The following is a 23,558-nucleotide window of genomic DNA, read 5'->3' as shown; positions in this document are numbered from 1 at the left end:
TCGTCTTCGTGCTCGAACGCAAGCAGCTCAAAGATCGCGCCCAGGTCACCTTCGTCCTGCCCGCCGACACCCCGCCCGGGCCCGTGAGCGTCGTGGGCGACTTCAACGCCTGGAAGCCCGGCACCCACACCCTCGAGCCCCGCGCGGACGGGACCCGCGCGGTCACCGTCGCCCTGCCGGCCAAGAGCGTCCATTCCTTCCGTTACCTGGCGGCCGGGGACTACTGGTTCGACGAGGAGCACGCCGACAGCCACGACGGTCTCAACAGCCGCATCCACACCTGATCGGCAGCGGACAGCCCCGGTCGCGCCCGAACCCGACAGCGGCCGGAACCGACCAACACTTCGAAGGGATCAGCTGGATGACGACAGCTCGCGAGATCATGACGGAAGGCGCCGAGTGCATCGGTGCCGAGGAGACGGTCCTTGAGGCCGCGAAGAAGATGACGCGGATGGGAGTGGGCGCGCTGCCGATCTGCGGTACGGACGACCGGCTCAAGGGCATGCTCACCGACCGCGACATCGTCGTGAAGGTACTCGGCGCCGGCAAGGACCCCGGCCAGGTCAAGGCCGGGGAGCTCGCCCAGGGCGAAGCGGTGACCATCGGCGCCGACGACGACGCGCAGGAGATCCTGCGCACGATGAGGGAGCACAAGGTACGGCGCCTGCCCGTCATCGACGGCCACCGCCTGGTCGGAATCGTCGCCCAGGCCGACGTCGCCCGCTCCCTGCCCGACCCCCAGGTCGGCGACCTCCTCGAAGCCCTCTCCACCGACTGACCCGCCCGCTCCCGGACAACCGGCCACGCCCGCCGGGCCGGGACCGGGCGTGCTTCGGCAGCGTGGCGGCCAAAGGTGTGTGCAGGGGCGTCGTCCCTCACGCAGCCGGCGGCCGCCACGCATCACGGTGGATCTCGATGGTGCGGCCGGGAACGGCCCGGTTAGCATCCGACGATGACGACGCCGCCGGACCAGCCCTTCCACGATGCGGTGCGTCGAGCCGACGTCGGCCGGCTGTCCCGCCATCTTGACGCGCGGCTCTGCCCGCCCGCCGTCTTCGGACGCCTCATCCGGCACGAGGATCCCCGCCTGCGGTACCTGGGGTTGGTCCTCCTGACCGAGCGCGTCACCTCGGGCCGGACGGGCGACGAACTGGAGATGACCGAACTCGCGGGGCTGCTCCCGGCATCCGTGGAGGGACCACCGGAGGCGGTGCTCGTCCTGGCGCGGCTCCATGAACGACTGGGGCCGTACCTCCGCGGGCTCCGCGGGCGACGCTGGCCGTCGTGGCGTACGGCTGAGCTGCCGGCACGGGTACGGATCGCTTGGCTGCGGGCTGAGCTTCTGAACGACCCGACGGTGATCCGCAAGGAGTCTCCGGGCGAACTGCTGTACCAGGCCGTGCGGGGAACGACCATCACCTGCGCGCACCGGCCCGAGCACCTCGTGAACGAGCTGGTGGACAGCGGTGACCCGGTGTTGCAGGCCGCGGCGCTGCGGCTGGCCCGGCAGGGGCTGCACGCCGGTCTGCTGGCTCCCGCACTGGTGCGCGGCCATGTGATCAGCCTGCTCGGCGCCGACAGCGCGGATGTCGTCGCCGCCGCACTGGGTGAACTCACCGAGCCATGGGCAGCGTTGGAATCCTTGCCGCCGGGACGCCTGTCGCCCTTCCTCACTGCCGAGTCGGTGATCAAACGGCCCGAGGTGGCCGATGCCGCACTCGCGGCCGCGGCCCATCACGGGCACGGCTGCCTGCTGCGCCAGGTCATCGACGATCCCGGCCTGCCGCCGGGTCTTCGTCGGCGCGGGATGGAACTGCTCGGTGACCTGGCGGACCGCGCCGACATCGGCGCGTTGACGGCCGTCGCCGCACGGGACCCGTTGCTGTTCGGCGGGCCGGCGGTGACGTGCCTGCGCGGCCTCCACCGGCGCGGGCACTTCGCGGACGGTCAGCACGTCCCGTCCGTCATCGGCCTGGCGCTCGCCGATCACTCGATTCCGCCCGACGAGGTCGCGACGATCCTGTTCACCTGCCGACAGGAGATGGTGCGCGTACTGGTGGACGCGGCCGCCGACGATCCGAGCTGGCCGCGGCGGCTCACGTTGCTGGTGGCCCTCGCCGAACAGGGGGCGGGAGACCTTCCGATTGGGGACGCGATCACAGGCGTCCTTCCCTCGGCTCCCGTGCCGGGGCCGTTCCTCGACGCGATCCGCGCGGTGCGCCACGCGGATGCCGAGGACGCCGTGATCGCTCTCCTGCCATCGGCGCCCGCAGCGGCCCTGGACGCGCTGGAGGCCATCGGCGGGCACCGGACGGTGACGGCGTTGAGGGAAGGGCTCGGTCTCGCCACGGAGGCGAGTCCGGGCGCGATCGCGCCGCATCTCCGCGCGGTGCGCCACCGCGCCCTTGAAGTGCTGTGGCACCTGACCCACGACCCGTCACAACGGCGCGCCGTCCTCGTCCGTCTCGATCCCGCCGATCTGCCGGCTCGTATCGCGGCGGATCTCGGTGGCCCGGACGAGCAGGAACTGGCTCTCCTGAGTTCCCACCTGGACCCGGACCAGCCGGTGGCGGCACTGTGCAGACTGGCCACCCACGGCGGCGCCGGCACGCTGCCGGTCATCGCGGACCTCCTCCTGCGCATCGTGGCCGACCTGGCGGCGTCCCGGGAGCCCGGCGCAGCCGCCCCACGACTCGAAAGCGGACAGCCGGCCGCGGAGCCCGTGGTACCCCAGGAGGTCCTGGACGCCGTACACGGCCTGGGCCGTCGTCTCCACGAGCGGGGACGGATCAGGCCGTCCTGCCTGCTCGACGCGTCGACCGCGCGAGAGGCCGGACACGCGGTCGTCGCGACCATGGCGCTGGATCTGCTGGACCGGCCCGGACTGTCGAGCGGCGAGCAGGCGATCCTGCTCGAACTCCTGCTCCGAGCCCCCTACGCGCGCACCCGTGCGCGGGCGCACCGCCTGCTGCGGCACCGCGACCGGCACGTGCGCAAGCACGTGATCGCGTTGCTCGCCCGCGACGCCACGGGGGACGACGCGCAGGCGTTGTCGGCGACCTTGATCTCGCTGACCGCCGCCCAGGACATCCAGACCGTCCGGCAGGCGCTGCTCGCCCTCGGTCACGCACGGGCCCGGTGGGCTTCCACCACGATCGCCGCACGTCTCGGCCATCCGAACATGAACATCAAGAAGACCGCCGCCGAGGTTCTGGTCCGCGCGGGCACGCCCATGGCGGTGCCGGCACTGCTCTTCTGGCTCGGGCATCACGACAATCCGGGCCTGCGCGGTACGCTCATCGAGGCGCTGCGCGCCATCCTCGGCGACGCCTACCCGGCGACCGTCCTCGCCGCCGCCGAACACAGCGAAGACGGCCGCGCCCGCGAGCTGCTGCTTGCGGGCCTCGACCGCACACTGACCGCGCGTGCGGTCCTCGCACTGGACGACCAGGCGTCACCGGTCGCACCGACCCTGCTCGCCCTGGTGGCGACCGGCCGGGTCGGCCTCGCTTCCGGGACGATCGAGGACCTGTCGACGGCCATGGCCGAGCACGGGATCGCCCCGCCCGCAGCGCCCCGGTCAGCGGTGGACAGCGGAGCGGACCTCGACCTCATGTCGCTGACGGCGGGGGCCTGGGATCCGTCGGTCGCGCTACGCATCGCCGAACGCCCCCGGCTGCCGCGCCCCAGCCAACTGCGGGAGCTACGGCCCATGCTGCCGGACTGGCTTCGCCTGGCCGGCTCCGAACCCGCCGTCCGAAGTCGCGTACTGCGGCTCACGCTCCGGCTCTGCCCCGCACCGTGGACTACCGCGGAACTGACGGCCTTCGCCCGCTGCGCCAAGGTCCTGCTCGACGGGCTCGCCGAGGCCTCGGCCGGAGACCGGGACGACCTCCTCGCGGTCATCGAGGCGGTCGCGCCGACTCTGCCGGCGGTCGAGAAACCGGCTGTCATCGACGCCGTGCGCGCGCTGCCCTCCGTACCCGCGGGGAGCCGTTCCACACTGACGCTGCTCCGCGCCCTCGGCGCGGTCCTGGTCCGCGCCGACCTCGCGCAGGCACTCGCCTCGGCCCGGCTGGGCCCCGACCCCTGGCAGGCCGAGACCGCCGTGCTGCGGGACGCGTTCGCCGTCCCGCAGTCCCCCGAGGACGCCGCGCCGGCCAAGGCCGGGGCCGGGGCCGGGGCGTGGGCCGGGGCCGGGGCCGGGGCGTGGGCCGGGGCCGGGGCGGGGGCCGGGGCCGAGGCGTGGCGAGCCGTGCTGGAGGCCGCAGTGCGCACACCGAGCGCCCTGGAGGAGTTCCGCCGACTCTGCCGGCAGCACGACGGCATCCCGGGCTCCCGGGACCGACTCACCGCACTGATCGACGTCTACGCCTCTGCCGGCGGGCCCGAGGTACGTGCCGCCCTCATCGACTGGATGACGGTCCTCCAGCCCCTCGACGCACCCTCTTGGACCATCAGCGAGACCACGCGCGCGCCGGCGCCGCGACCGCGCACCGTGCACATCGACGACCTCGACCAGCCGCGTTCCACCGCACTGCGGGAGCGCCTGCTGGCCATGCTGGACGCATCCGCTCCGGACCGCCGGCACACCGCGGCCCTGGCGCTCTCGCAGTGGCCCGAGCCCGAGGCCCGGCTTCCCGTGCTCCGAGCGTTTCTACGAGGCCGCATCGACGTACCCGTCGGTGTGGAGCTGGCCCGCGCACTGAGCGCCGTCGGCGAGACGGAACTGCGCGGGGACGACATCCTGCACGACAGGGTGGCTCTCGCGGCGAGCCGGCTCGACCCGTGGGACCTGGAACCGCTGGTCCCGCTGCTGCTGGAATGGTGGGAGCACGCCCCGCCGTCCAGCAGCTCCGCAGCCGGGCGGGCGCTGCGCCGGGTCCCCGCCGACGTGCTGGCGGAGCGCCTCGGCGACCGCCTCGAAGCCGGCGCCTGGGGGTTCCTCGACCTGCTGCTCGGGCGGCCCCTGCTGCGCACCCCCGCGCTGACGCAGACCTGCCGGCGACTGCGCGCCGAAGGACGCGACGACCTCGCGGACGGCCTGCTCCTCGTGGAGGGACCGCTGCGCCGCCCGGACACCGCACGGCAGGACGCCGCCGCGCTGGCAGCGCTCCGTGACCGTGCCCCCGCCGCGTCGATAGGCGCGTACCAACCGCCGTCCCGGCAGCAGCTGTTGGACCTGGCCCGTACCGGCGACCCGGTGCGGATACGCCAGGCACTGACGCGACTGGCCGAGGGACACAGCGGCCCGGACGCCGACCGGGACCCTGCCCTGCGGGACCTGATCGGTGACTTGCTGCACCATCCCAAGCCCAGGGTCCGCCTGCACGCCCACCGCACGTCGCGGGCCATGCTGGACCGGCAGACCTACCTGCACCACACGTCGATCTTGCTGGACGACCCCCAGCCGGACCTGGTACGCACGGCGATCCGGACCCTCTGCCACGCGAGCTGGGCCCCCGCGATCCCCGCGGTGACCGGAATGCTGGAGCACCCCCATCCCGTCGTCCGTAAGACCGCGGCCGAGGGGCTCATCGGCCTCGGCACGCCGGCGATCCCCGCTCTCCGACGTGCCGCCGTCCACGCCCGCCCCGACAAACGGCCCCTCTACACAGAGGTTCTCGAACAGATCACCACCGCCGCAGTCGCGTAGCTACCGATCTCGTCGTACTGCCGCACGCTCACGCGCCCTCACAAGAAGCCGCTGTGGGGCCTGGTCGCATAGGATTTTGTGAAGATCGGCTCAGGGGGGCCGGTCCCGCTCACGGGGGGAATCCACATGCGCAAGACCAACCGCGCGCTGGCCGCGACGGCCGGGGCACTGGTGCTCTCCGGCCTGCTGCCGTTCCAGAGCGCACTGGCCGACACCGAGCCGTACGAGCTCTGGAGCTTCTGCACGAACGGCTCGGGCGGCGAGCTGTTCGATCCGGCGGAGAAGCCGGTGACCGTGCCGGGCGGCGAGGACGCCGGCTCGGGCTGCTGGATCACCTTCAACAGCCCCGACGGCGGCAAGACCTGGGTCGGCACGGACCTGCAACTGACGCTTGCCGCCGAATCGGTGGCGGCCTCGGGGTACTCCCCGCAGCAGCTGGCCAGGATGCTGCTGGTCCGCACCAACAACTCCGCCACCGAGTGGGGCACCGACTGGACCATGCGCCACTGGACGGTCACCCCGGACGGCGCGCTGACGCTGAAGATCCCGGCCTGCACGACCAACTGCACCGGGGTGTTCCTCCAGCTGTCCGGCGCGCCCCGCGAGCAGGGCGTCGTACTGAAGGCCGAGCTGAAGGCCACCGGCCCGGGCTACGACTCCACCCCGCTGCCGATGTCGTTCGACTACTTCGGCCGCGCGGGCACCGTGCCGGTCACCTTCGGCACCCCCGGCACCTTCGTGCCGGTGACGCCCACTCGGCTGTTGGACACCCGGAACGGCGCCGGCGCACCGGCGACCAAGGTCGGTGCCGGCCAGTCGGTCAACGTCAGGATCGCAGGCCGGGCCGGTGTACCCGCCGCGGGTGTCACCGCGGTGGTCCTGAACGTGACGGCCACCAACCCGACCGCGGGCAGCTACGTCACCGCCCACCCGCATGGCACCGCCCGGCCGACCGCCTCCAACCTCAACTTCACCGCCGGGCAGACCATCCCCAACCAGGTCACCGTCCCGGTCGGAGCCGACGGCACGGTCGACCTCTACAACCACGCCGGGACGGTCGATCTGATCGCCGACATCAGCGGCTACTACCTGACGGGGGACAGCGGACAGCGCTTCACCGCAGTCAGCCCGAAGCGGCTGCTGGACACCCGCGACCCCTGGCTCACCCCGGGCACCCCGACCAGGCCGTACGGACCGGTCGGAGCGGGCGGGACCATCACCCTGAACGTCGCGGCGAGTTACCCCGAGGCGAAGGCGGTGACCCTCAACCTCACCGCCACCCGACCGACCGCGGGCAGCTACGTCACCGCCTACCCGCACGGCTCCGCCCGGCCGACCGCCTCCCATCTCAACTTCACCGCCGGGGAGACCATTCCCAACCAGGTCACCGTCCCGGTCGGAGCCGACGGCTCGGTCGAGTTCTACAACCACGCCGGGACGGTCGATCTGATCGCCGACATCAGCGGCTACTACTCCGCCACCGGCTCGAAGTTCGTCCCCACCGGGCCCACCCGGGTACTGGACACCCGGGAGGCCCCGGGCACGCCGCTCGGAGAGCGCAAGGAGCTGGACATCCAGCCCAATTCGTGGAAGTTCGGCATCCCGCCGTTCGGGGTCACTGGCGTGACGATGAACGTCACCGCGACCGGCGGCACGGCCGCCAGCTATCTGTCGGCGCACCCCAGCTCAGGCTGCGACCGGTACCAGGGAATGTTCCCGGAGTACTCGAACCTCAACTTCACCGCTGGGCAGACCATCGCGAACGCGGTGACCGGCCAGCTTCCCGCGCTGAACTACTGCGGCCACAACACCTGGGCCGACGCAGTGACCATTTACAACCACGCGGGCACCGTGAACGTGATCGCCGACGTGAGCGGCTACTTCCTCCAGGACTGAACGATTTCAGAGCATGATGAGCAGACGCGTCTTCGGCTTGAGCTTTCTGTTCACCGAACGACTCTGCACGTATACCTCCAACTTGGGATTGTGCCCCGCCTTCACGGACACGGTCCCCTGAATACCCGTGCCGAACAGAAGGCTGCGTGCCGCGTCGCCCGTGTACGCGCGGTCAGTGTCCTTCTCGACCACGATGACTTCCTTGTCGGGCTGAACCTGAACCCGGGTGCCCAGCTGGTAGTAACACGACCCGCGTTCGTACGTCACGCCCGGATGTGAATCAACGAAGGATCGAATCTCAACCTCCGTGTCGACCTTCAGGAGTCGGTACTTGTCGGCCGGTACCGGTTCGAGGTTCGCCCGCACGTCGTCGACCGATATGTCCTGCCCGACCGCGAACAGGTTCTTCGTGCCGCGCACGCCCTGTTCGCGGCCACGGAGGAAGCTGGTGGCCGCAGCGCGCACCGTGCCGATCGCCTCCTCGACACCTTCCTGGGAATCCGCGTCCCAGATGGCGATGTTCCCGGCCGGGAAGCCGTAGTTCTGGGCGGTTCGCTTGGCCAGGGAGTTCGGCACGAGGATCGCGGAAGTCCAGTGGCCCGGAAGCGCACCCATCTTCGCCGCGATCTTGTCGAGCCAGGGGCCGAGGATGGTCATGTCGCCGTCGTGCCGCCGGTCGCCACCGGAGGCGTTCTCCTCGCCGTCCGTCACGACGATCTGGAGGAAACTGTGCTCCCCGTACGCCTCCCAGATGTGGCCCAGGTCGTCCAGGGACTTCAGAGAGGCTTCGATGAGGGCCGTGGCGCCATTGTTGACTTTGTAAAGACCCCGCATGGACGGCAGATGCTTCACGTCCATGTCCCAGACCAGGTTCTCCACCTTATGGTCGAAGGAGTAGAGGCTGATCCGGGTCTCATGACCGAGGCTGTCCGACTCGGCTTTCAGGCCCGCGACGAACTCGTCTACGACCCGGATGAGTTGCCGCTGGTGCTGATGCATGGAACCCGAACAGTCCACTACCAGCGCGACGTGATTCACCTTGTGCTGAATCTTGTTGGCGGACACGCTTCTGCTCCTTCTCCGAGGCTCCCCGAGTGATGTCTCCACACTATGGGCAGGCACTGACAACGGAGCTTGACGCTTCATCACCCGCCGGACAGGGCTTCCGCCGCCGCCCGCCCCCTGGGAAGGCAATGGGCTTCGCGTGGTGTGCAGCAGGGATGCCCAGCCGGCCGTGTCCGTGAACTCGCGGCCGCCGGCCGGGACGATGTCCGCGACGACACGGTCGGGGCGCAGCAGCGCCGCGTCCGCCCCGCCCCCGCGCAGTCAGTCGGCGAGGCGGCCGTCGTCGCCGATGCCGGTCACTGGGACGATCCGGGCGCCGAGTCCGTGGGCGACCGCCTGCAGCGAAGGTGAGACGGGAGCGACCGTCAGGACGGCGAAGGGGTCGCCGAGCACGTCGTCGAGGCGCGCGCGCCGCCCCTCGGTGGTCACCCACGGCTGCGGGCAGAGCCGTCCTACGAGACCGCGGCCGCTCCAGCGGACACGACGGCGTACGAGCGGACCCGCGGCCAGGGCCGGACTGAGGTCGCGCCCTGCCGCAGCAGTGAGGCCGGGGATGCGGCAGGCCGCCCCCAGGACCCTGCGCCGGAGGGCGGCGGCCCCGACGAGTTCTGCGGGGTCGTCGACGCCGCCCAGGTGCCCCCCGCGCGCCTTGCGTGACGTCGAGGTCGGCACCGCCTCCGGTCGCTTCACCATCGCCGACCCGACCGCCGCGCTGACCGCCTTGGGGGGCTCCTTGCTGGCGCTCGTGGAGCTCCGTTCGCCCGCCCGGAACTCGACGGCGAAGAGGCCGCGTCGAACCTGGCCGAGATGCATGCTGCGCATGCTGGGCATAGCCCCCGAGGACGCCCGCGAAGTCGCCCGGCGCCCCCTGCCCGACCTCGGCTGACAAGGGTCAGCCGATGCGCCGGACACAGCACTAGCAGCGGACCAGTGTGCCGCTCTCGCGGGTGAGGTGGTTGCTGGACATCCAGCCTTCGGTGTCCGTGCCCTCGATGCGGGCGTAGATCCATTTGTTGCCGTGGGCATTGGTGGCGTAGCAGTGGTAGAAGAGCTTCGCGCCGGACTTGGCCAGGGTCACGTACGAGCACTCCCGGTACGGCCCGGTGAAGAGGTGGTAGTCGCCGGCCAGGTAACCGTAGCCGTTGCTGCGGTTCTGGTGGTTCCAGCCGCTGCAACCCGTCGACACCGGGGTGGGCTCCTTCACCGTGGAACTGGGTGTGGTCTTCGGAGAGGCGGTCGGTGTCGCGCCCGGCGCCTGACCGTCCGTCTTCTTCGAGGGAGAGCGCTGGGAGGTCGCGCCGGAAGAACCGGTGGACGACGGGGTGCGGCCCCCGCTCGGCTGGTGGCTGCCCGCCGGGGAGCTGACGCCGGGCGGCGACGCCTGCGGGCCGTCCGCGGTCGTGCCGCCCTGTTCGGCGGTCAGGGCGTAGGTGATGCCGCCGCCCGCGGCGAGGAGCACGACGGCGGCCGCGGCTGCGAGGGGGGTACGACTGCGGCCGCGTGCGCGACGGGCTGCGGAACGGCTCGTTTCGGGAGAGGGAACTCCGGCGGGGCCCCCGGCCGGCCCACCGGTCTGCGGAAGGGTCGGCGGCAGGCTGGGCTGCGGGTAGCCGGCGTGCGCAGGCTGAGGCTGCGCGGTGGGCTGGGGGAACAGCGGGGGTCCGAAGCCGGGAGGCGGCGCGACGGCGGCCGCAGCCCCGGGAACCACCGTGGGAGCGGGAGCAGGAGCGGGAGCGGGCGTGGGAGTGGGCGTGGGAGCGGGAGTCGGGCCGGCGGACGCGACGTGCACCGTCCGACCCGAGGCGACGCGCTCCAGCATGCCGCGCGCCTGGTCCGCGGTGGGCCGGTCCTCCGGTTCCTTCGCCATCAGCGCCTGGAGCACTGGCGTGAGAGGTCCAGCCCGGCGGGGCTCCGGCAGCGGTTCGGTGACGATGGCCGACAACGTGGACCATGCCGAAGTGCGGCGGAACGGCGAAGTGCCCTCCACGGCCGCGTACAACGTCATCCCGAGCGACCAGATGTCCGACGCGGGACCGGGCTCCCTGTCCTGCGCGCGCTCCGGTGGCAGGTAGTCGAGGGAGCCGACGATGTTACCGCTGCGGGTCAGCTTGGCCATGGCGTCGCCGTCGGACGCTTCCATGGTGGCGATGCCGAAATCGGTGAGAACGACCCTCCCGCCGTGCTCCAGCAGCACGTTCGCGGGCTTGACGTCCCGATGCAGTACGCCGGCCCGGTGCGCGGCGTCGAGCGCGGCCATCAGCTTTGCGCCGATCGCCGCGGCCTCGTGCGGCTCCAGAGTGCCGCGCTCCGTCAGCACGTCGTCGAGCGAGGGCCCGTCGACGAATTCCATGACGATGACCGGCAGGCCCTGCTCCTCGGTCACGTCGTGCACGGTGACCACGCCGCTGTGCCGGATACGGGCGGCGGCCTGCGCCTCCCGCTGCATCCGGGTCCGCAGATCGGCCAGTTCGGCCGCGGAGGCGTCGGTGAAGGCTCGCAGGACCTTGACGGCGACCTCTCGGTTCAGCAGTTCGTCCACCGCACGGGCGACCACTCCCATGCCGCCGCGTCCGACCAAGGAGGTCACCCGGTAACGCCCCCCGAGCACCTTGCCTATCAGCTCTCCGCCCTGCGCTTCCCCCGCCGTCACCGCACGCTCCGTTCCATCGCTGTTCTGTTCGTCATCCACCAACCGGCGGCCTCAAGAGTAGAGGCAGGCGCGTGAGGGGAGCGCGCAGGTGTGCGGCCGCCGACTCGACGGCACGGCCGCCCACGTAGTGCGAAGAGGATGGCGGCCCGGAAGTGCTCCGGTGCCCAACCAACTGCACTGTTAGCGTTGCCCTTTGAATAAGGGGGAGGAAACAGCACGTGATGTCGACTGTGTTTCGTATCGGCGGGGATCTGGAAGTACGCAGGCTCGGATTCGGGGCGATGCACTTGCGGACGGAGGCGGGCCCGGGCCGTGAGACCTCTCTCGCGGTCGCCCGGCGAGCCGTCGAGCTGGGCGTCACCTTGATCGACACCGCCTACATGTACGGCTGGGGCGCCAACGAGGAGCTCCTGGCCGAGGCCCTGCACCCCTATCCGGACGGCGTCCTCATCGCCACCAAGGTCGGAATCGCCCCGTCGGGCCTGCCCGACGGGCGGCCGGCCGCTCTGCGCGAGCAGGTGGAGCAGGCGCTGCGCCGACTGCGCACCGAGCGGATCGAGCTGCTCCAGCTGCACCGGCTCGATCCGGAAACGCCCCTCGCCGACCAGCTCGGCGCGCTGCGGGACCTGCGCACCGAGGGCAAGATCGGCCGGATCGGCCTGTCCGAGGTCACCGTCGACGAACTCGACCGGGCACGCGACATCGTCGACATCGCGAGCGTGCAGAACCGCTACAACCTGCTCGACCGCGAGCACGAGCCCGTGCTCGCGGCCTGCGAAGCGGCCGGCATCGCGTTCCTGCCCTGGCGCCCCGTCGCCTGGGGGGAGTCCGGGGCGAGGTCCGAGATCACCGCCGTGGCCGCCGAGGTCGACGCCACCCCCACGCAGGTCGCGCTCGCCTGGCTCCTGGGCCACTCGCCGGTCGTCCTCCCGATCCCGGGCACTTCCCGGATCGGCCACCTGGAGGAGAACCTGGCCGCAGAACGCCTCCACCTGACCGAGGCCCAGCGCGATCGCCTCGACCGCCTGTCGGGAGCCCCGGTGCAGTCATGTGCCTGACCCGGCTCGAACCGTGGACAGCACGCTCCGTGCGATGGCGCCGAGCAGGACGACGAGGGCCGACGGGCTGGGCACCAGACCGGCCGCGAGTCCTACGCCGAGGAGCGCGGGGAGGCCGGTGCGGCGCGGCCCCTTCCCCTCACGGGAGTCGGTCTCGTGATCGTGCGTGTGCCTGTGCCTGTGCCTGTGCGTGTGTTCCCGTGTCCCGCCGTGCAGTGCCGCGTGCCCGCCCAGGAGCAGGGGAAGGCCAGGCCGGCGCCCCCGGGGGCGGCCGGGGTAGCCGCCCGGGCGGGGGCGCTGTCCGGGCGGCGGTCAGGCGGTGGCCGGACTCCCGTCCTGAGGATGGCCCGGGGTCGTCGGCCCGGACTTCTGCGGGGCAGCCGGGGAGTGGCGGTGCTCCGGCTTGTCCAGGACTCCGCCGTCGCGGCGCAGAACGGCGTATCCGATGCCGATGCCGATGGCGACGGGCCATTCGAGTACGTCGGCTGCGCCGAGCACGGCGAGGCCCGCGTAGAGCGGGAGGCCCTTCTTGGCGGGCAGGATCTGGCGGGCGGCGGCGACGGGCAGCAGGGCGGCGTTCCAGGCGCCGTTGGCGACTCGGCCGAACGAGGGCACGGTCAGGGTGATCGTGCGCGGCTCGCCGCCGGACTCGTTCGAGGGCGGCGTCGGCGTCGGCGCCGGCGTCGGAGTCGGGGAAGCGGTCGGCTCGGCGGGGCTTTCCGCCGGACGCTCACGATCGCGGTCATGCTGATGTTCCTGGTCGCGGGCGCGTTCGTGGTCGAGATCGCGTTCGCGCTTGTGCTTGTGCGCGGCATGGGCAGAGGCCACAGGGCTCACCTCCAGAGCTGGGCCGGGATACGGGTTCTATCCCCCTCTCTCTGCGTATTTCCCGTATGGCCGGATTAAACGGTTTCGATGAGACTGGGCTTCCTGTCGTGCTTGCGCGGCGACCCGCGCTGATCGAGGGAGGACGCTCCATGTGCCCGGAGGCCGCCACATCCCCCTGGGTGCCTTCCTTCCTCAAGACCGTCGTCTCGGGCGTCGCCTCACAGGCGACGTCGAGCGTACGGGCGGCCTGGGGGGTGACGGCGGACCTGATCGGCTCCCCCCGCCGCGAGGTGTGGTCGCGGCCCGGGCGCTTCTACATCGCGGTCTGCGGAGTACACGGGGTGGGCGGCCAGAAGGTGGCCCGCCGGGTGGAGCGGGCGCTCGAGAAGCATCCGGGCGTGGTGTGGGCGCGGGTGAACGGGCCCATGGAACGCGTCGTCGTGGAGGTCGTCTCACCCCCGCCGCCCGAGCGCGAGCTGGTGGCGCTGGTCGAACGCGCGGAGGGCGACCACGCGGCGGACGCGGCGGCGTACGACGAGTGGACGCCGGAACCGGACCACCCGTCGGAGGGCCTGCCCTTCCCCTCCGTCCCGGCGCTCGCCGCGGACACCCTCGGTCTGGCGGTCGCCACGCTGCGGCGCCTCGCGCCGTGGTTCGGACTTCCGCCGGAGATCGGCGGCGCCGTCGACGCCCTCCGCTACCATCCGCGGCTACGGCATCTGGTCGAGGACGCGGGCAGCGGCTTCCTCGACCGGACCGACTCCCTGCTGCCGGTGTTCGGAGCCCTCGTCCAAGGCGTGGCGAGCGGTGGCGGGGGCATCGCGCTGGACGTGGTGCAGCGCCTGGCGGTGTGGCGGGAGGCGAGCGCCGAACGCACGGCCTGGCGGGAGGGCGAGGCGCGGTTCGTACGCGGCCCTGAGGAAGCGTCGGCCGAGGCGCCGGTGATCGACCGGGCCGGCCCGGCGCCCCAGGTCGCCGCGGACCGCTACGCGCAGTGGTCCATGGCCGCGGGCGCCGCGGCCGGGTTCGCCGCGCTGCCGTTCGGCGGGTTGCGGCGCGCCGTCGCCGTCGCGATCTCCTCCGTGCCGAAGGCGCCGGCCGCCGGGCGCGAGGGCTTCGCCGCGAGCCTGGGGCGCTACCTCGCCCTGCGCGGGGTGGTGACGATGGACCGTACTGCCCTGCGGCGCCTGGGCCAGGTGGACACGATCCTCCTCGAAGAGGCGGCGCTGCGCGGCGACCGTCACGAACCGGTCGACCTCGACGTGTGCGAGGGCGTCGACCCGGTCCAGGCGTCCGAACGGCTCTTCGCGCTCTTCGACCCGGACGCACCGCTCGCGGTGCAGCGCACCGGGGACTGGACGCTGGGGCCGTTGGACGCGCTGGAACTGGAGGAGGACGGGCACGGCGACGGGAACGCGGGTGCGGAACGAGATCCGAGGGGCGCCGCCCGGGAAGCGGAGCAGCGGCTGCGCGCCCGGGGCGGCGAGAAGTTCATCGGTCTGGCCCGCGGCGGCCGGCTCCAGGCGGTCGCGGGTCTGGCGACCCCCTCCGCTCCGGGCGCGGAGGCCGTGGCCGCGGCGGCGCGACGGGCCGGGGCCCGCGTGGTGGTGGCCTGCGACCGGCCCGGTGCGCGCTTCCGCTTCGCCGACGCCGTGGTCCCGGCCGGCGGCCGGCTGGTCGCGTCGGTGCGGGGCCTACAGGCCGACGGCGCGGTGGTCCTGCTGATCAGCGGCAACCGCCGGGCACTGGCCGCCGCCGACTGCGCGATCGGCGTACACGGCGAGGACGAGCAGACCCCGTGGGGGGCGCACCTGCTCGTCGGAGCGGATCTCGAGGCGGCGGCGGTCATCGTCGACGCGGTCGGTACGGCGGCCCTCGTGGAGCGCGACAGCCACTTCCTGGCCTCTGGGGGCAGCGGGGTCGGCGCGGTGGCCGCCTTGCGGGCCCCGGCCTTCCGGGCCACGGCGCGGGCCCTGGCGGTCGGCAACACGGCGGGGGCCGTGGCGTTCTGGCTGGGTGCCTGGCGCGCTCGTCAGCTGCTGGCCCGCCCGCTCGCCCCGCCGGTGACGAGCGTCCCCTGGCACCTCATGCCCGCCGACCGGGTCCTGGAACGGCTGCGCAGCCGGCCCGAGGGGCTCTCCGGCAAGGAGGCGGCCGACCGCCGCGCCGGCTCGCCCGGGGGCGAGCCGAGGAAGCTGACCCTGCCCTACGCCTTCGTCGAGGAGCTGTCCAATCCGCTCACCCCGATCCTCGCCGCCGGCGCCGCCCTGGCCGCGGCCGTGGGATCCCGTACGGACGCCGCGCTGGTCGCCGCGATCACGGCCACCTCCGCGCTGGTGGGCGGCTTCCAGCGGGTACGGACGGACCGGGCCCTGGCCGAGCTGTTCGCGCGCTCGGCGATCGGCGCCCGCGTCCGCCGGGCCGGCCGCGAGCGGCTGGTGGCCGCCGGCGACCTGGTGCCCGGCGACATCGTCGTCCTGCGCCCCGAGGACGTCGTACCGGCGGACTGCCGGCTGCTGGAAACGGAAGGCCTCGAGGTGGACGAGTCCTCCCTGACGGGTGAGTCCCTCGCGGTGGCGAAGGACCCGGCGCCCTTGGTCGCCGCGCACCTGTCGGAGCGCCGCTCGATGCTGTACGAGGGCACGACGGTCACGGCCGGGCGCGCCGTCGCCGTCGTGGTGGCCACCGGGGCGGCCACCGAGGCCGGACGGGGCCTGGCCACCGCCCGCCAGGCGGCGCCCGAGACGGGTGTGGAGGCCAGGCTGTCCTCCCTGACCCGTTACAGCGTGCCGGTCGCGCTGGGCTCCGCCGTGGCGGTGGCCATCTCCGGCCTGCTGCACGGCAGGCCGCTGTCGGACAACCTCGCCTCCGCGGTCAACCTCGCCGTCGCCTCCGTACCGGAAGGCCTGCCGTTCCTGGTGAACGCCGCCCAGCTGGCCGCCGCGCGGCGCCTGGCCGACGTGGGAGCGCTCGTACGCAACCCCAGGACCATCGAGGCGCTGGGCCGCGCCGACGTGCTGTGCTTCGACAAGACCGGCACCCTGACCGAGGGCACCTTGGAGCTCGCCGCCGTCAGCGACGGCGAGAGCGCCTCCGCCCTGGACCGCCTCGACGGCCGGCGCAAGGAGATCCTCGCCGCCGCCCTGCGCGCCACCCCACCGGCCCGGCAGGCCGAACCCATGGCCCACCAGACCGACCGTGCCGTCATCGACGGCGCCCGGCGGGCGAACGTGACCGCGCGGGTGGGAGCCGCCCGCTGGCGCCGTACGGACAGCCTGCCCTTCGAGCCGGCCCGCGCCTACCACGCGACCGCGGGCCACACGGGCACCGGCCACGTGGGCGCCGGCGCGCTCCTCAGCGTCAAGGGCGCGCCGGAGAGCGTCATCGAACGCTGTGCCGGGCGCCGGCCGCCGCAGCGCGGCGCCGCCGCCCCCCTCGACGAAGCCTCCCGCCGGGCACTGACCGAGGCGGCCGAGGAGCTCGCGGCGGCGGGGCGCCGCGTCCTGGCCGTCGCCGAACGCCGCATGGACGCCGACGAGGCCCTGACCGACGAGGCCGTACGGGACCTGGTCTTCCTCGGATTCGTCGCCCTGGCCGACCCGGTCCGCACCGGCGCCGCGCCGGCCACGGCCCGGCTGCGCGCCGCGGGCGTGCAGACCGTCATGCTCACCGGCGACCACCCCGCGACGGCCGACGCGATCGCCTCCAGCATCAGCGAGGTCAGCGAGCCGAAGATCAGTACCGGGCCCGAACTCGACGAACTCGACGACGACGCCCTGGACGAGCTGCTGCCCACCGTGGACGTCATCGCCCGGTGCAGCCCCGCCCACAAGGTCCGCATCGTCCAGGCCTACCAACGCCTCGGCCGCGTCGTGGCGATGACCGGCGACGGAGCCAACGACGCGCCCGCGATCCGGCTCGCAGACGTCGGCATCGCGCTGGGCCGCCGCGGCACCCCGGCCGCTACCGCCGCCGCCGACCTCGTGGTCACCGACGACCGGCTGGAAACGATCGTGTCCGCCCTGATGGAGGGCCGCGCCATGTGGACCTCGGTCCGCGCCGCACTCGGGATCCTGATCGGCGGCAACCTCGGCGAGGTCACCTTCAGCGTCCTCACTGCGGCCCTCACCGGCGCCACCCCCCTCAACGCCCGGCAGATCATGCTGGTCAACCTGCTCACCGACCTCGCCCCCTCCCTCGCCATCGCCGTACGCGAACCCTCCGGCCAGACCGGCGAACGCCTCCTCAAGGAAGGTCCCCACAGCTCGCTGGGGACCGCCCTCACCCGCGAGATGCTGCTGCGCGGCGCGGTCACCGCCACCGGCGCCGGCCTGGCCTGGGCCGCGGCGCGCGTGACCGGCCGCGGCCGGCGGGCCAGTACCGTCGCCCTCGCCGCGGTCGTCGGCACCCAGCTCGTCCAGACACTCACCGCGGGCGGCCTGGACCGCAACGTACTCGTGGCAGGGCTCGGCTCGGCGGCCGTCCTCGTCGCCGTGATCCAGACCCCCGGGGTCAGCCAGTTCTTCGGCTGCGTACCCCTGGGCCCGCTCGCCTGGGGCATCACCCTGACAGCCATCGCGGCGGCCGTCCTCCTCGGCCACGCACTGGCCCCCGCCATCGCCCGCCTCACGGACCACGCGGACACCCTCCTCCCGGGCGAGGCCTGAGCACGCGCCGAACGCGCGAGGCCGCTAGCGGAAAAGAAGCGCCCCCCGCCTCTCGGACTCAGACATGCAGGGTGGGCCGGTAGATGAGCTCCTGGATGTGGCCGTCGAGCGTCCGGCTCTCGATCAGCTCGAGGTCGAAGTCGGCCGCACCCTGGAAGATCGGCTCCACCCCGGTCCGACCGGTGATCACAGGGAAGAGCGTCACCTGGACGCGGTCGACCAGACCGGCGGCCATCAGTGCCCGGTTCATCGACAGGCTGCCGTGCGAGCGCAACGGCACCTCGGACTCCTCCTTGAGCCGGGCGACGACGTCGACGGCGTCACCGCTCACGAGGGTCGCGTCCGGCCAGTCGAGGGGTCCTTCGAGTGTCGTCGACACCACCGTCGCCGGCAGGCTCCTCATCCGGGTGACCCACGGGTCACGCACCTCGGACTCCTCGGTGCTGGAGGCCAGCATCCGCGCGAACGCCCGATAGGTGTTGGCCCCGAAGACCATCCGCTGCTCCTCTCCGTACAGGCCCAGGCGGTGGTCGAGGAGCTCGGGGCCTTGCTTGCCCCAGTAGCCGCCCCAGTCGCCGCTGCTGCTGTAGGAGCCGTAGCCGTCGAGGCTGCAAAAGACGTCGAAGGTGTAGGTAGCGGTCATGATGCTCTCCTCGAGTGCGGTTGATCGCGTGTTCAGAGATATCGCGTGTTCAGAGATACAGACTGGCCATCACGGCGAGATTCATCGCCCGCCTAGGACTCCTGCGGCGCCGCCGGCCATCTGATGATGGTCCGCTCGGCCGACAGCGGGCCGGCACCGCGTGCTGCGCGCGCTCGGCGTGGCGTGAGCACGCGGGCCCCACTGGCTCCCCCCCCGGGCGGCCACGGCGTCCGCCCGCCCGGCCTCGGTCATCCGGACATGGCCGACAAGGAGACGTCAAGGGGATGTTTACGGCGCTGATGTCTTCTGGGTAGCCAGACCGGTATTGACGGTGCCGAGTGCCGTGCCGGGGGCCGTGACCCGGTGAACCTTTCCGGTCACAGCACTAGTACGCGACCACAAGGGGGACTTGTGCTCCGGATCCATTTCACGGGTGCCGATCTCGGACGCCTCAGGCTGGCAGCCCAGCCCGACATCATGTGGGAGACGGCTCTGAGCCTTCACCAACTCGCGTGACCGGACGCCTTCTTCGCGCCCTGGAACCGTGTCGCCCGCAAGGTCCTGGCCGAGGCGAACATGGCCGGGGCCGTCCACCTCCTGACGGCACTCGTCCCGATCAGCTCCTACTTCCCCGACTTCCTGACGCCCCCCGGGCACATCACCTCCCTCGAAGAGGGGATCGACGGCGCGCTCTCCACCGGCAGGAACCGCCTGCGGGTCGAGATCGCCAGGCTCGCGGACTCCCGCCCACACCCGTCGGCCTGGTTCGACGACATCGCCGCCGGACGCCCCCACGCCCTGCGCCATCTCGGCGCCGCCCTGCTCCGCTACCACTCCCTCGCCCTGGCCCCGTACGCCCCCGCCGGGGCGGCGCTGGCGCAGCGCCACGCGACCCGGCACGCACGGTTGATCACCGAGCAGGGGAGTGAAGCCCTGCTGGGCGGCCTCGGGCCGCAGCTGCGCTGGCGGCCCCCGGTCCTGGAAGTGGACTATCCCGTGTCCAAGAGCCTCGAACTGGGCGGCCGCGGCCTGCTTCTCGTTCCGAGCTTCTTCTGCCACAACCATCCGATCGCCCTCGCCGACCCCGGACTGCCGCCGACCCTGGTCTTCCCCGTCGCACGCGGCCCGCTGTGGATCCCGCAGCCGGAACCGTGCGCCGCGGGGACCTCCCAGGCGCGTGGCCTCGACGAGCTGATCGGGCCGACCCGCGCCGCCGCGCTGCGCCTCCTCGACACCGCGCACAGCACCACCGAACTCGCGGGGCGTCTGTGCACCTCCGCCTCCACGGCCAGCCGCCACGCCACCGCACTGCGCCGGGCCGGCCTGGTGGTCACCGAGCGGACGGGAGCCTCCGTCACGCACACGCGGACGGCCCTGGGGACCGGGCTGGTGCACGGCACCTGACCCCGATGGGGTGCGGGCCTCGCGGTGCGGCCCCTTTGCGCTGTCACGCAAAGGGTTCGTTCCCCTCCTCCGGCTCCGTAGCGTCGTCGCAGGACATCACCGGATCTGGAAAGGAACCCGAACCCGATGGGAACGATCTCGCTTTCTTCCGTACGCAAGAGTGTGGCGGCGGCCGGTCTGACCGCACTGGTGGCGGTCACGCCCCTGCTCGCCGCGACCGACGCCCAGGCACTGGGCAACAACCGCACCGTCTCGCGCAGCTGTGGCAGCAACTACGTGGGCAGCGGCTTCAACGGAAGCCAGAACTGGGCGCAGACGAAGAAGGTGTCGGGCAGCTGCGCCGGCCGGCTGAGCGCGGCGCTCATCAGGAGCGACGGCTACTGGACCACCCGCGTGTACGGCACCAGCACCTCCGCGTACGCGAGCTACAACTCCACCTACAAGGGCCGCAACGGTCTGCACTGGGGCTGCGACAACTGCAACGTCACCTACTCCTGACCCATGCGTAGGGCGACGCTCGTCGTCGCGGTGATTCTGGCCACCGTCTCGGGCTGTGCGCAGGCCGGTCCGGGCGGCGGCCGGGAGAGCTCCGACGACATTCCGCTTCCGGGGCAGCAGTGGGCGCTGGGCGACGGGAAGGTCACCGCGGACGAATACCGCACGGCGATGGACCGGTTCGTCTCCTGCGTCAGGGGTGCCGGGTACCCGGTCACCGACCCCGTCCGCAGCCCCGCCGACAACCTCACGCTGATCTACACCATCACCCCCAGCGGCGACCCGGGCACGTACAACAGCGCGGTCCAGAGCTGTAACCTCTCCCACCTGTCGCTCGTCGAGCCGACGTTCGTCGCGGCGCAGCCGCAGGTCATGGACGAGCCGCTGCGTACGGCGGTCGGGAACTGCCTGCGAGGACAGGGGGCCGAGCTGACGGCCGGGGAACGGAACCTCGCGGACTTCGCCCGCTCGGCCAAGGACGAGACGCGGGTGGTCGACTGCGTCACGGGACAGTGGGCGCTCGTCTACCCGCGACTGCCGGCGGAAGTCCCGCTCCGCTTCTGACCGCCGATCCGCCGGTCCCCGCCGACCGGGCCCCGTACGGCTGGTTGGCCGCGCGACCGCAGTGGTCATACGGGCCCTCTGCCCTGGCGGATACGGTCCGGTCCGGGCGGGTGTGCCTGCGAGGTTCCGCGGGCTGGTCCGCCGTCAGGTCCCAGATCCGTGCCGTCCGGTCCTCGCTCACCGTCACGGTGAGGGCGATGTCGCCCTGGTCGAACAGCGTCGCCGCGGTGAGGGGCCCCCACCGCGATTCGCCACGCGCGCGCTGCCGAGCGTGGTTGGCGGCACCAGCGGGTCAGGGCCAGGGGGCGGGAGCGCCCGCCGGATTGCCGGGCGCATTCTCGTCGACCGCTCCGAACAGTTTCGAGATTGCCGGTGCAATGAGAGAGGTAATCGCTTTCGGGTAGTGGGGTGAGAGACCTGCAGCCGTTTAAAGCGTCCCTAAGGGCGGGTGTTCGGGTGATTTTTGTCCGGTTTGAGGCGGTTGGAAGTTGATCGAATCCCTTCCGACGTAAGTGTCAGCTAAGTGACTGGGGTCACTTGGGGTCGAGGTCTGGATCTTTTAATTTGCTCCCGGGAATGCTTTTCCGGGGTGTTGCGCGCGCATTGCTGAGGGTCGTTTCGGCTTCGTTGACGGAGTGTTCCGACCTCTTGGCGCAGAGGGCTCGTGGGGCGCGCGGTGAGCGTGATCGGCGCAGGTCGGGCGAGTGAGCTGAGCGGGTTCGGGGTTTCCGTCATGCGCACAGTCTGGGGCGACGGCCTGAGCACCACATGAGTACAAGTACTCAGTCGTGTTCGGGCATTCGGCGGCGGTAGCGGACTTCACGGGAGCAAGCGCGGGACCGCTGTGTCCCCGTCAGACGTGCCTTGTGGAGGTGATCCACAGGCGTCTACTGTCCGCAGCGATCACCAGCCAACACCGAACACGAGGGGGGACTCGTGCGCAAAATTGCGCTTCCTGCCATCGCCGCGCTGTCACTGACGCTGCTTCTGCCGCAGCATTCCGTGGCGGTCGCGTCCGTCCAGGAGTCGACCGCCGCGGCGGCCGAGGTACCTGACCAGCCGCTGGCCCAGGGCACGCTGTCCACGATCGGCCCCGGTCAGTACTCGACTGAGGACAAGACCTTCCAGGTCGCCGAGACCGACGTGGACGCGGCCCTCATAGGTCGCCGCCACACCGTCACCGCGCAGCCTGACGGCGGACTCGCCAAGCCCGAGTCCGCGCCCGCCACGCGCCCCGAGATGGGTGTCTTCGGCCCCAGTTGGGAAGCCGAGTTCGTCGGCGGCCAGCTCAACCGGAAGCTGGAGCAGATCGGCGACAGCATCGTGGTGACCGACCTCGGGGTCGACGAGAAGATCACCTACGCGCTGAAGTCGAGCATCGACTACCCGGACGGGGGTGGCGTGAAGAAGTACGCGACCTCCGACGGTTCCCAGGTCACGGCGACCTCCAAGTGGAACGACGCCACCGGCACCATGGTGACGTCCATGGTCGAGGTGGTCGGTGTGGACCTCTCCACAGTGGCCTCGGGCGACGACGCGTTCACCGACGCCGCCGGCAACCCGATCCCGGCCGCGGACCTCAAGCCCACGTACAAGTGGCAGCAGGCCGCGACCGGCACCGACAAGTGGCGCGTCATCAGCGTCGGCAACAACGTCTACGCCACCTCGGTGCAGTACGACGCCCAGGGCCGGGTGTCCAAGGTCTCGAACCCCGCTGCGGGCGACCGGCTCGCGACGTCCACCTCGGTGACCTACGCGGCCTCGACCACCGCCGCCGGCACCTCGTTCGGTGACTACGCGGGCCGCGTCAAGCAGATCACCGTCACCGAGGGCGCCACCACGCAGACCCTCGCCCGGTACGCCTACGACTCCTCCGGTCTGCTGCGCACCGTGACCAACCCGAGCGAGGCCGCCGAGCCGCAGGCCACCTACGCCTACGACGCGACGCAGCGCCTCGCCGACATCAGCTCGCCCACCAGCGGCAGTTGGGACCTGAGCTTCGCGTCCAACTCCGCGGCCCCGACCGCCACCCTCGACGGCGAGGCCGTCCCGACCCCGGGCGTGCCCGTCGAGGGCGACGCCCCGGACGACAGCACCGGCGTCACCAGCGCGCCGCCCGCCTCGGACTTCCTCGGCGGCGAGATCACCGACCCGACGTCGTACCCGGCGAAGTGCAGCTGGGCGCGGCACTGGATGTACTACTGGAAGACCGGCTGCACCTCCAAGGTGGCGCACTACGGGTGGCGCTCGCCCAAGTGGAAGACGACCCCGACCGGCTACTCGGTCCGCGGCATCAACCACGACCACTGCACCACCGCGCCCGACAAGCCGCTCGGCTACAACTTCATCCCCTCCTGCGACATGCACGACTACGGCTACGGCCTGATCGGCAACTCGTACAAGGGCTACAAGTACTACCTGTCGCGCAACAAGGGCCTGGCCGTGGACGCCGTGTTCTACGACACGCTCTACAGCAAGACCTGCCCCGCCTACTTCTTCAAGAGCACCTGCCGCTCCCTCGCCAACACGTACTACGGCGCGGTGACGGTCTTCGGGCGGGCCAAGAACGGCGCGAACGCCACCTGATGACGGGCGCGGACGCCTGATGTTCCCTCGCACGACCTCCTGAGGT

At 72.0% G+C, this 23,558-nt stretch carries 15 protein-coding genes and 1 pseudogene; 11 read left to right on the top strand and 5 right to left on the bottom strand.

The window, feature by feature from the left end; translation table 11 throughout:
- The first annotated feature begins 8 nt into the window (after positions 1–8).
- The 4 genes from ACZ4TV_RS23640 (at position 9) to ACZ4TV_RS23625 (ending at position 7,552) form a co-directional block, all read left to right on the top strand.
- On the top strand, positions 9–284 hold the full coding sequence (locus tag ACZ4TV_RS23640) for an early set domain-containing protein (protein WP_468136745.1): 276 nt from the start codon (positions 9–11) through the stop codon (positions 282–284).
- A gap of 77 nt (positions 285–361) precedes the next feature.
- On the top strand, positions 362–778 hold the full coding sequence (locus ACZ4TV_RS23635; RefSeq protein WP_468136743.1) for a CBS domain-containing protein: 417 nt from the start codon (positions 362–364) through the stop codon (positions 776–778).
- A 174-nt stretch (positions 779–952) separates the two neighbouring features.
- Positions 953–5,656, top strand: a complete 4,704-nt coding sequence (locus ACZ4TV_RS23630) for a HEAT repeat domain-containing protein (RefSeq protein WP_468136741.1) — start codon at positions 953–955, stop codon at positions 5,654–5,656.
- Between the two features lie 126 nt (positions 5,657–5,782).
- The gene (locus ACZ4TV_RS23625) at positions 5,783–7,552 is read left to right on the top strand and encodes a hypothetical protein (RefSeq protein WP_468136740.1); all 1,770 of its coding nucleotides are present in this window, start codon (positions 5,783–5,785) and stop codon (positions 7,550–7,552) included.
- Positions 7,553–7,558: 6 nt separating this feature from the next.
- On the opposite strand, the gene ACZ4TV_RS23620 is transcribed toward ACZ4TV_RS23625, so the two are convergent.
- Positions 7,559–8,617 (bottom strand): vWA domain-containing protein, encoded by a 1,059-nt coding sequence (locus tag ACZ4TV_RS23620; RefSeq protein ID WP_468136820.1) that lies wholly within the window; start codon positions 8,615–8,617, stop codon positions 7,559–7,561.
- Positions 8,618–8,734: 117 nt separating this feature from the next.
- Positions 8,735–9,217 (bottom strand): annotated as a pseudogene (locus tag ACZ4TV_RS23615) (aromatic-ring hydroxylase C-terminal domain-containing protein); the annotation flags it as partial.
- Between ACZ4TV_RS23615 and ACZ4TV_RS23610 the strand changes: the two are divergent.
- Positions 9,171–9,503, top strand: coding sequence for a hypothetical protein (locus ACZ4TV_RS23610; RefSeq protein ID WP_468136739.1), 333 nt, complete (start codon positions 9,171–9,173; stop codon positions 9,501–9,503). The pseudogene ACZ4TV_RS23615 and the gene ACZ4TV_RS23610 overlap by 47 nt on opposite strands.
- Positions 9,504–9,533: 30 nt before the next feature.
- Here ACZ4TV_RS23610 and ACZ4TV_RS23605 read toward each other — a convergent pair whose 3' ends face one another.
- Entirely contained in the window at positions 9,534–11,267 is a 1,734-nt protein-coding gene (locus ACZ4TV_RS23605) for a serine/threonine-protein kinase (protein ID WP_468136738.1), read from the bottom strand.
- 221 nt (positions 11,268–11,488) lie between these two features.
- Between ACZ4TV_RS23605 and ACZ4TV_RS23600 the strand changes: the two genes are divergently transcribed.
- Complete coding sequence (locus ACZ4TV_RS23600; RefSeq protein WP_468136736.1) at positions 11,489–12,325, top strand: aldo/keto reductase; 837 nt, start codon at positions 11,489–11,491, stop codon at positions 12,323–12,325.
- Positions 12,326–12,637: 312 nt separating this feature from the next.
- Here ACZ4TV_RS23600 and ACZ4TV_RS23595 read toward each other — a convergent pair whose 3' ends face one another.
- Positions 12,638–13,153, bottom strand: coding sequence for a hypothetical protein (locus ACZ4TV_RS23595; protein ID WP_468136734.1), 516 nt, complete (start codon positions 13,151–13,153; stop codon positions 12,638–12,640).
- A 149-nt stretch (positions 13,154–13,302) separates the two neighbouring features.
- On the opposite strand from ACZ4TV_RS23595, the gene ACZ4TV_RS23590 reads away from it, so the two are divergent.
- The gene (locus ACZ4TV_RS23590; protein WP_468136733.1) at positions 13,303–17,820 is read left to right on the top strand and encodes a cation-translocating P-type ATPase; all 4,518 of its coding nucleotides are present in this window, start codon (positions 13,303–13,305) and stop codon (positions 17,818–17,820) included.
- Between the two features lie 58 nt (positions 17,821–17,878).
- Here ACZ4TV_RS23590 and ACZ4TV_RS23585 read toward each other — a convergent pair whose 3' ends face one another.
- Complete coding sequence (locus ACZ4TV_RS23585; protein ID WP_468136732.1) at positions 17,879–18,463, bottom strand: dihydrofolate reductase family protein; 585 nt, start codon at positions 18,461–18,463, stop codon at positions 17,879–17,881.
- Between the two features lie 576 nt (positions 18,464–19,039).
- Between ACZ4TV_RS23585 and ACZ4TV_RS23580 the strand changes: the two genes are divergently transcribed.
- From ACZ4TV_RS23580 to ACZ4TV_RS23565, 4 genes are all read left to right on the top strand, one after another.
- Positions 19,040–19,867 carry an ArsR/SmtB family transcription factor gene (locus ACZ4TV_RS23580; protein WP_468136731.1) on the top strand — a complete coding sequence of 276 codons (828 nt, stop codon included), beginning with the start codon at positions 19,040–19,042 and terminating at the stop codon, positions 19,865–19,867.
- A gap of 126 nt (positions 19,868–19,993) precedes the next feature.
- Positions 19,994–20,365, top strand: a complete 372-nt coding sequence (locus tag ACZ4TV_RS23575) for a hypothetical protein (protein WP_468136730.1) — start codon at positions 19,994–19,996, stop codon at positions 20,363–20,365.
- Between the two features lie 3 nt (positions 20,366–20,368).
- The gene (locus ACZ4TV_RS23570) at positions 20,369–20,926 is read left to right on the top strand and encodes a hypothetical protein (protein ID WP_468136729.1); all 558 of its coding nucleotides are present in this window, start codon (positions 20,369–20,371) and stop codon (positions 20,924–20,926) included.
- A 936-nt stretch (positions 20,927–21,862) separates the two neighbouring features.
- Entirely contained in the window at positions 21,863–23,512 is a 1,650-nt protein-coding gene (locus ACZ4TV_RS23565) for a phospholipase A2 (RefSeq protein ID WP_468136727.1), read from the top strand.
- Positions 23,513–23,558 lie beyond the last annotated feature (46 nt).

The organism is Streptomyces sp. NPDC028910 (assembly GCF_055564955.1).
This window is presented reverse-complemented; position numbering and strand designations above follow the sequence as displayed.

Coding starts and splice junctions, on each gene's coding strand:
- ACZ4TV_RS23590 (WP_468136733.1), top strand. CDS start 13,303: ATGTGCCCGGAGGCCGCCACATCCCCCTGGGTGCCTTCCTTCCTCAAG.
- ACZ4TV_RS23625 (WP_468136740.1), top strand. CDS start 5,783: ATGCGCAAGACCAACCGCGCGCTGGCCGCGACGGCCGGGGCACTGGTG.
- ACZ4TV_RS23585 (WP_468136732.1), bottom strand. CDS start 18,463: ATGACCGCTACCTACACCTTCGACGTCTTTTGCAGCCTCGACGGCTAC.
- ACZ4TV_RS23570 (WP_468136729.1), top strand. CDS start 20,369: ATGCGTAGGGCGACGCTCGTCGTCGCGGTGATTCTGGCCACCGTCTCG.
- ACZ4TV_RS23630 (WP_468136741.1), top strand. CDS start 953: ATGACGACGCCGCCGGACCAGCCCTTCCACGATGCGGTGCGTCGAGCC.
- ACZ4TV_RS23580 (WP_468136731.1), top strand. CDS start 19,040: ATGGCCGGGGCCGTCCACCTCCTGACGGCACTCGTCCCGATCAGCTCC.
- ACZ4TV_RS23610 (WP_468136739.1), top strand. CDS start 9,171: ATGCGGCAGGCCGCCCCCAGGACCCTGCGCCGGAGGGCGGCGGCCCCG.
- ACZ4TV_RS23600 (WP_468136736.1), top strand. CDS start 11,489: ATGTCGACTGTGTTTCGTATCGGCGGGGATCTGGAAGTACGCAGGCTC.
- ACZ4TV_RS23575 (WP_468136730.1), top strand. CDS start 19,994: ATGGGAACGATCTCGCTTTCTTCCGTACGCAAGAGTGTGGCGGCGGCC.
- ACZ4TV_RS23635 (WP_468136743.1), top strand. CDS start 362: ATGACGACAGCTCGCGAGATCATGACGGAAGGCGCCGAGTGCATCGGT.